We start from the raw sequence: 7331 nt of genomic DNA, 5'->3' as shown, positions 1-7331 counted from the left end.
GTGTAGCGCTCGGCCAGCGCCCAGACGATCGCCCGCTTGTCGGGAAAGAACTGGTAGAGCGAGCCGATCGACACCCCTGCTCTTTCCGCCACCTCGCCCATGCGCATGGCATCGCTGCCTTGCTCGGCGATCAGCGCCGCGGCGGCGGCAAGCATCCGCTCGACCCGCTCGCGGCTGCGCTGCTGCGTCGGCGCTCGCCGGGGCATTGCGATTTCCTGGTCGAGCTTCGCGGCTACCCTGCCTTGCATGAGCTTCCTCCGAAAGATCCTCGAGAAACTGGCTTGACTCACAAAATACGAGGGTTTATCACGTTTTGCAAACATGAGGATTACTCATATTCAGAAAACGAGGAGATCGAGATGACCGACACGTCACAGAAACCGATTTTGATCCTGGGCGGCACCGGCAAGACCGGCCGGCGGCTGGCCGAACGGTTGATCGCCCGCAGGATCCCGGTGCGGATCGGCTCCCGCGCAGGCACGCCTCCCTTCGACTGGTCGGACAAGAACACCTGGGGCGCGGCCCTCGACGGCGTCGGCGCCGTCTACATCAGCTACTATCCTGACATCGCGGTGCCGGGCGCCGCCGAAACTGTCGAGGCGTTGGCCAAACTTGCCGTCGAGCGCGGCAACAAGCGGCTGGTGCTGCTCTCCGGCCGCGGCGAGACGGAGGCTCAGCGCGCCGAGGAAATGGTCAAGGTTTCCGGTGCCAATTGGACGATCCTGCGCTGCTCATGGTTCTCCGCAGAATTTCAGCGAAGGCTTCCTCATCGAATCCATACTCGAAGGCGAAGTCACCCTGCCGGTCGGCGCTGTCGGCGAACCCTTCGTCGATGTCGACGATATCGCCGATGTCGCCGAAGCCGTGCTGACGGAGCCGGGCCATGCCGGCCAGCTTTACGAACTCACCGGCCCGCGTCTGCTGAGCTTTGCTCAGGCCGTCGCCGAAATCGGCAAAGCCACTGGCCGCGACATCCGCTATCGGCGGATCTCGCATGCCCAATTCACCGAAACGGTGGCTGCGCACAACCTGCCGCCGGAATTCGCCTGGCTGCTCAACGAGCTCTTCACCGAGGTGCTCGACGGCCGCAACGAATCGCTGACCGACGGCGTGCAGCGCGCGCTCGGCCGCCGGCCGAAAGACTTCTTCGCCTATGCAACCGAAACCGCAGCCAGGCGCGTCTGGAGTAACTGAGATGATGAAAATTCTTCCCGCCCTCGCCTTCATTGCCGCGATCGGCTCTGGCGTGGTCGGCGGCGTCTTCTTCGCCTTTTCCAATTTCGTCATGGCAGCACTTGCCAGGCTGCCCGTCCCAGCCGGCATCGCAGCGATGAATTCGATCAACATCACCGTAATTACGCCCGCCTTCATGACGGCGCTTTTCGGCACCGGCCTCATCTGCCTGGTGCTGATTGCCGCTGTCATCATGGGCTGGAGCCAATCGGGCTCGTACTGGCTGCTTGCCGGCGCCGTAATCTATCTCGTCGGCAACCCGATCGTGACCATGGTGTTCAACGTACCGCTCAACGACGCCCTGGCCGCCGTCGACCCGGCCAGCAGCAACGGCGCTGCCGTGTGGGCGAACCATCTGCGCCAATGGGTAATGTGGAACCACGTCCGCACCATCACCGCGATCGTGGCGATGGCCTGCTTTATCCTGGCGCTGATTTGAAGAGAGCGGCCAGCGGATAAAACACCGCCTCAGGCGGGGTCCGTCTTCTTGTGCGTCTTGCGGTCGGCGTGTCCCAGATCGCGTTCCGGGTCGATGACATCGCGGACCAGCTGCTTGAGCTTCGCCGCCTCCGGAAAACCGCCGTCGCGCTTGCGCTCCCAGATAAGCTGGTCGTTGCAGGAGATCGTGAAGATGCCGCCGGTGCCCGGCACCAGCGTCACCTCGCCGAGCTCGGTACCGAAGGTCGAGAGCAGCTCCTGTGCCATCCAGCCGGCTCTGAGCAGCCACTGGCATTGCGTGCAGTAGGTGATGCGGATGGCGGGCCGCGGCTTCTCGCTCATGTCGGATCGAGTTCCGCTCATGGATCAGCCGATCAGGCCGCGCTGAGCTTGGCCATCGTTTCGTCGTCGACCTCGAAATTGGCGTAGACGCTCTGCACGTCGTCGTCGTCCTCAAGGGTGGCGACCAGCTTCATCAGCGACTGCGCCCGTTCTTCATCGACCGGCACGTAGTTCTGTGGCTGCCAGATCGGCTTGACCGACTCCGCTTCGCCGAGCGCGGCTTCGAGCGACTTAGATACCTCGCCGAGATTTTCGAAGCTGCAATAGACGGTGTGGCCTTCCTCGTCCGAGTCGACGTCGTCAGCACCGGCCTCGATCGCGGCTTCCATCACCGTGTCCGCGCTGCCGGCCGAAGCCGGGTAATAGATCTCGCCGACGCGGTTCCACATGAACGACACCGAGCCGGTTTCGCCGAGCGCCCCGCCGGCCTTGGTGAAGGCGGCGCGCACATTGGACGCCGAGCGGTTGCGGTTGTCGGTCAGCACCTCGACGATCAGCGCCACGCCGCCGGGGCCATAGCCCTCATAGCGCACGGCCTCGTAGTTCTCGGCATCTCCGGCGGAGGCCTTGTTGATGGCGCGCTGGATGTTGTCCTTCGGCATCGACACCGCCTTGGCGTTCTGCACCGCAAGGCGCAGCCGCGGGTTCATCGCCGGGTCCGGCGTGCCGGTCTTGGCGGCGACGGTGATTTCGCGTGCCAGCTTGGAAAACATTTTCGACCGCACCGCATCCTGGCGGCCTTTCCGGTGCATGATGTTCTTGAACTGCGAATGGCCAGCCATGGCACCCCTGTCGTGTTCGGCTAGAGCATTTCTCGGCCGGGCGCGATCACCCGGCAAATGCTCGAATTCAAAATTTCAGAACGCTGCAAGCGTGCCTGCGAAGGCCCGCGGGGCTCTCTGTCGGAATGGCCGGCTTATAGATAAATCGGCTCAATTCGTCCAGCCGGACCGTCGACCCTGACGGCGGACAGACCGAGATTGCCCTTGCAGCGCGGCATCATCCCTCCAGATCCGACTTCAGCCGGTCGAGGATGCTGATCGCATGGCCCGCATATTGGCCGATCCAGCGGTCGTGGATCTGCCTGATCGGCAGCGCGTTGAGATGGTTCCAGCGCTCGCGCCCCTCGCGCCTCGCCACGACCAGATCGGCCTCTTCCAGCACTTTCAGATGCATCATGACCGTGCAGCGATCCATGTCCGGGAAAGCCTCGCAGAGCGCCCCGGTGGTCTGCGGATGATCCTTGAGCCGGTCGAGCAACTCGCGCCGGCGCGAGTGCGCCAAGGCCTTGAAAACACGATCGTCCGAGGTTGGGCTTGACATGTTATGTTTTTATAACATATTGTTTCACGAGGCAAGGAAGGAGCTGTGGATATGTCTCTTGGATTCAGGATTTCCGGACGCATCGGCAAGCCGGTCGCCGAAGTCTTCGACGCCGTGGTCAACCCGACGAAGCTCAGCGGCTATTTCACCACCATTGGCGGCGCCTCTGCTCCGCTGGTCGCCGGCACCACCGTCACCTGGTGGAAGACGGTGCCGGTCGAGGTCGACGAGGTGATCAAGGATAGGCGTATCGTGCTGCGCTGGGACGCGGCCGACACTGACGGCAAGCCGGCCTACAAGACACGCATCGAGATGAACTTCGAGCCGTTGGACGACGGCGGCACCTTCGTTACCATCGCCGAGGCCGGCTGGCACGAAGGCGAGGTCGGACTGAAGAAATCCTACCTCAATTGCGAGGGCTGGTCGCAGATGCTCGCCTGCATGAAGGCGTATCTCGAATACGGCATCAATTTGCGCGACGGCTATTATCGCGCCGAGATGAAAGGCGAGCCGGCCAACGAGACCAATATTTGACTCCCTTTGAGCGAGGAGGCCCGGCCGTGAAGGTAACGCCGTTCCTGATGTTCGAAGGTCAGGCCGAGAAGGCCATGACCCTCTATTGCGACACCGTTCCAGAAAGCCGCGTTGTCGACGTCACACGCTATGGCGCCGGTGAGGACGGGCCCGAACGTGCGCTCAAGCTGGCCCGTCTCGTGATCGGCGGCACTGAGGTCATGGTCTTCAACAGCCCCGTGCATCACGCCTTCTCCTTCACGCCGTCGTTCTCGCTCTTCGTCGACTGTTCCTCCGAGGAGGAGCTCGATCGCATTGTCGGGGTGCTGGCCAAGGACGGCGCGTTTCTGATGCCGACCGACGATTACGGCTTCAGCCGCCGTTTCGCTTGGCTCAACGACCGCTTCGGCGTTTCCTGGCAGATCAACCTGCCCTAGTTTAATGCCCGCCGCCGGACCGCTGCTTCTTTCGACGCCGCGCCAGCATGTTGAGGCCCTCGACCAGCGCGGAAAAACCCATGGCGGCGTAGATGTAGCCCTTGGGCACGTGATAGCCCATGCCGTCGGCAATCAGCGTCATGCCGATCATCAGCAGGAAGCCGAGCGCCAGCATCACGATTGTGGGGTTCTTGGCGATAAAGTTGGCGAGCGGCGTCGCCGCCAGCATCATCACGCTCACCGCCACGATGACAGCGATGTACATGATGGCGATCTCGTCGGTCATCCCGACGGCGGTGATGATGGAATCGATCGAGAAGACGAGGTCAAGCAGCAGGATCTGGAAGATCGCGCCGGCCAGGCTCATCTGCAGTGTGCCGCCCATCATCGAGTCCTGATGATCCTGCGGATCGACCGTGTGGTGGATTTCCTTGGTCGCCTTCCAGACAAGGAACAGGCCGCCGGCGATCAGGATCAGGTCGCGCCAGGAAAAGCCATGCCCGAACGCCGTGAACACCGGCGTCGTCAATTGCACGATGATCGAGATCGTGGCGAGCAGCACCAGCCGCATGCCCAGTGCCGCCGAGATGCCGAGTTTGCGGGCGCGGGCGCGCTGCGTTTCCGGCAGCTTGTTGGTCAGGATCGAGATGAAGATCAGGTTGTCGATGCCGAGCACCACCTCCAGCACCACCAGCGTCAGCAGCGCGATCCAGGCTGTGGGATCGGAGACAAAGGCAAAGTGCGGCGCCAGGAACTCGACAAGCTGCATGGAGGTCGTCCCCTCTACGATCTAGAGCAGTTTTCGCGGGTTTCGTCGCCAGTTAGGTACGACCGGTGCTCATATCAATATCATCACCAGAAGGACGGCGCGGTTTCCTCGAGTCTCGGCCCGCGGCGAAACGGCGCGATCTTCTCGGCGAGCCCGGTGCGGTCGGAGATTTCCACGCCGACGCCGCACAGCGTCGCCGGTCCATTCGCGGCCTCGAAACGACCTTTCGGCACTTTCGACAGGAAGCGGTTGAGCGGCTCTTCCTTGTCCATGCCGAGCGAGGAATCATAGTCGCCGCACATGCCGGCGTCCGAAATATAGGCGGTGCCGCCGTTGAGTATCTGATGATCGGCGGTCGGCTGGTGCGTGTGGGTGCCGACCACAAGGCTGGCTCGGCCGTCGACGAAATGCGCGAAGCACATCTTTTCCGAAGTCGCCTCGGCATGGAAATCAATCACTGCTGCGTCGGCCTGTTCGCCAAGCGGACAGGCCGCAAGCTCGCGCTCGCCGGCCTGGAACGGATCGTCGAGCTCGGGATGCATGAAGACGCGCCCCATGATGTTGGCGACCAGCACCCGCGCGCCGTTCCTGGCGATATAGACGCCGGAACCACGCCCCGGCGTGCCCTTGGGAAAATTGGAAGGGCGCAGGAAGCGCTCCTCGCGCGGCGCGAAGACCAGCGCGTCGCGCTGGTCCCAGACATGGTTGCCGGTGGTGACGACATCCGCGCCCGCCGCGAGCGTCTCGCGAAATATCTCCTCGGTGATGCCGAAGCCGCCCGCGGCGTTCTCGCCATTGACGATGACGAAGTCGAGCTTGAAGTCGGATATCAAGCCCGGCAGCTGTTCCCACACCGCCGTGCGCCCAGTTTTTCCGACCATGTCGCCGAGGAAGAGAAGTCTCATACGATCCCGCGTCGAAAGTCCGCCAAGCAAAAGCTGCATGACTTTCCGCAAAAGATCATGCGTTTCTCAACCGCTGTTCTACAATTGCGGCGTGAACCGGCGCAACCCGCTCCCGGTGAGTATTTCCGCGATGATCACATGATGGTCTTATACGGCACCACCGCCCCGTCCTAGCAGCCGAAGGCGACGTCTAACGCGCGCTCCGTCCGCGCAGCCAGAAGAACCAAACGTAGAAGACGGTGAAGCCGCCGGTACCTGCAAGGATCAACAGCATGCCGCGCCAGCCCTTCATTCCGGCGGTATCGAGGGTCGCTGGATCGCCAGGGTCGTAGTAGAATTTCACCTTGTCGCCGATCGACGCCTCGTGGAGACCGACAAGGTTTCCCTTTCCGGACCAGGTCATCGGCACGTCGTCAACCACATAGGCGAGGGCGACATTGATGCGCTCTATGGCGAGGCCATTTTTGTGCATTTCAGTGAAAGGACTGACATCCGTCACGGTAGCGACCGTCTGCCCCCAGGCCGCTTGGTGGTACAGGGTGGTTCCGGTGATATGCAATCCCATCGCAAACAGTGCTGCCGCGATCAGAGCAAACGGCATCAGGATGAATCGCATGAAGACAAAATCCCTTGCTAGCCTCAACTTGGATTGGATAGCAGGAATACTGTTGGATAGGGATTGGAATCGCGCGAAGCGGGTCGGAATATTCTAAGAGGCGGTAAACCGGCGTAACCCGCTCTCGGTGAGTATTTCCGGGATGATCACGTCATGGTTCTCATCCGGCACTTGCGACACCTCCTGGCAGTCGAACGCAATGCCGATCAGCCGCGGCGCCAGCCCTTTGTCGGCCAGCCTGGCGATCGCTCGGTCGTAATAGCCGGCGCCGTAGCCGATGCGGTGGCCGCGCGCGTCGAATGCTGCGAGCGGAACAAACATGAGCGAGGGGTCGAGCTCTTCGGCCTCCTCGTGCGGTCCGACCGTGCCGAAACCCATCTCGACCATTGGCGCGCCGCGCACCAGCTCGCGGAAGACGATGGTTGTCTTGTCGAGGATCGCCGGCAGGCAAAGCCTGGCGCCTTTCTCGCGCAGCGCGAACATCAGCGGCCGCACATCGACCTCGGAGCGCATCGGCCAGAAGCCGGAGACGATCTGGCCCGGTTCGACGGCGATCTGGTCACGCGCCGTCTCAGCCATTTCGAGCGCGATCTCGACCCGCCAGAATTCGTCCAGCGCATCCCGCCGCGCCAGAGCTTCCTTGCGAAGCTGTTTTTTCAGGTCTTTTGATGAGGTCATGCGCAGACGTTAGAAAAGGTCGTATCCGGACGAAGTTGCAGGAGCGACGCTTTCTACCGCATCAAATTCAAAAACGG

Annotated in this window: 11 protein-coding genes and 1 pseudogene; 4 read left to right on the top strand and 8 right to left on the bottom strand. The window is 62.2% G+C overall.

Annotated elements, in window-relative coordinates:
- The coding region (locus EOA49_RS14835; RefSeq protein WP_164749228.1) for a helix-turn-helix domain-containing protein at positions 1-248 on the bottom strand (248 nt) is incomplete at its 3' end.
- 111 nt (positions 249-359) lie between these two features.
- Here EOA49_RS14835 and EOA49_RS14830 point away from each other — a divergent pair.
- A pseudogene (locus EOA49_RS14830) lies at positions 360-1194 on the top strand (NAD(P)H-binding protein).
- Position 1195: 1 nt separating this feature from the next.
- Positions 1196-1672 carry a DUF1772 domain-containing protein gene (locus tag EOA49_RS14825; protein ID WP_067001727.1) on the top strand — a complete coding sequence of 159 codons (477 nt, stop codon included), beginning with the start codon at positions 1196-1198 and terminating at the stop codon, positions 1670-1672.
- Positions 1673-1701: 29 nt separating this feature from the next.
- Here the strand turns inward: EOA49_RS14825 and EOA49_RS14820 are convergent, their stop codons facing one another.
- The 3 genes from EOA49_RS14820 to EOA49_RS14810 form a co-directional block, all read right to left on the bottom strand.
- Positions 1702-2013 (bottom strand): SelT/SelW/SelH family protein, encoded by a 312-nt coding sequence (locus EOA49_RS14820; protein WP_127241643.1) that lies wholly within the window; start codon positions 2011-2013, stop codon positions 1702-1704.
- Positions 2014-2045: 32 nt separating this feature from the next.
- Positions 2046-2795, bottom strand: a complete 750-nt coding sequence (locus EOA49_RS14815; RefSeq protein WP_127241644.1) for a YebC/PmpR family DNA-binding transcriptional regulator — start codon at positions 2793-2795, stop codon at positions 2046-2048.
- A 217-nt stretch (positions 2796-3012) separates the two neighbouring features.
- Positions 3013-3336, bottom strand: a complete 324-nt coding sequence (locus tag EOA49_RS14810) for a helix-turn-helix domain-containing protein (protein WP_127241645.1) — start codon at positions 3334-3336, stop codon at positions 3013-3015.
- 51 nt (positions 3337-3387) lie between these two features.
- Here EOA49_RS14810 and EOA49_RS14805 point away from each other — a divergent pair, with 51 nt between their 5' ends.
- Together EOA49_RS14805 and EOA49_RS14800 are read left to right on the top strand one after the other, a co-directional pair.
- A complete protein-coding gene (locus tag EOA49_RS14805; RefSeq protein WP_067001716.1) occupies positions 3388-3870 on the top strand; it encodes an SRPBCC domain-containing protein in 483 nt (160 codons plus the stop codon).
- 26 nt (positions 3871-3896) lie between these two features.
- Positions 3897-4286, top strand: a complete 390-nt coding sequence (locus EOA49_RS14800) for a VOC family protein (protein ID WP_278088162.1) — start codon at positions 3897-3899, stop codon at positions 4284-4286.
- 1 nt (position 4287) lies between these two features.
- On the opposite strand, the gene EOA49_RS14795 is transcribed toward EOA49_RS14800, so the two are convergent.
- From EOA49_RS14795 to EOA49_RS14780, 4 genes are all read right to left on the bottom strand, one after another.
- Positions 4288-5055, bottom strand: a complete 768-nt coding sequence (locus tag EOA49_RS14795) for a TerC family protein (RefSeq protein ID WP_127241646.1) — start codon at positions 5053-5055, stop codon at positions 4288-4290.
- 83 nt (positions 5056-5138) lie between these two features.
- Positions 5139-5960: a YmdB family metallophosphoesterase gene (locus EOA49_RS14790; protein WP_095824096.1), complete on the bottom strand. Its 822-nt coding sequence runs from the start codon at positions 5958-5960 to the stop codon at positions 5139-5141.
- Between the two features lie 190 nt (positions 5961-6150).
- Positions 6151-6576: a DUF3592 domain-containing protein gene (locus EOA49_RS14785; RefSeq protein WP_127241615.1), complete on the bottom strand. Its 426-nt coding sequence runs from the start codon at positions 6574-6576 to the stop codon at positions 6151-6153.
- Positions 6577-6669: 93 nt separating this feature from the next.
- Positions 6670-7254 carry a 5-formyltetrahydrofolate cyclo-ligase gene (locus EOA49_RS14780; protein WP_095799756.1) on the bottom strand — a complete coding sequence of 195 codons (585 nt, stop codon included), beginning with the start codon at positions 7252-7254 and terminating at the stop codon, positions 6670-6672.
- Positions 7255-7331 lie beyond the last annotated feature (77 nt).

Origin of the sequence: Mesorhizobium sp. M1A.F.Ca.IN.020.04.1.1, assembly GCF_003997315.1 — a bacterium.
In the GTDB taxonomy this organism is placed as follows: Bacteria; Pseudomonadota; Alphaproteobacteria; order Rhizobiales; family Rhizobiaceae; genus Mesorhizobium.
Note: the sequence above shows the minus strand (reverse complement) of the source record. Positions and strands in the feature narration are given on the sequence as shown.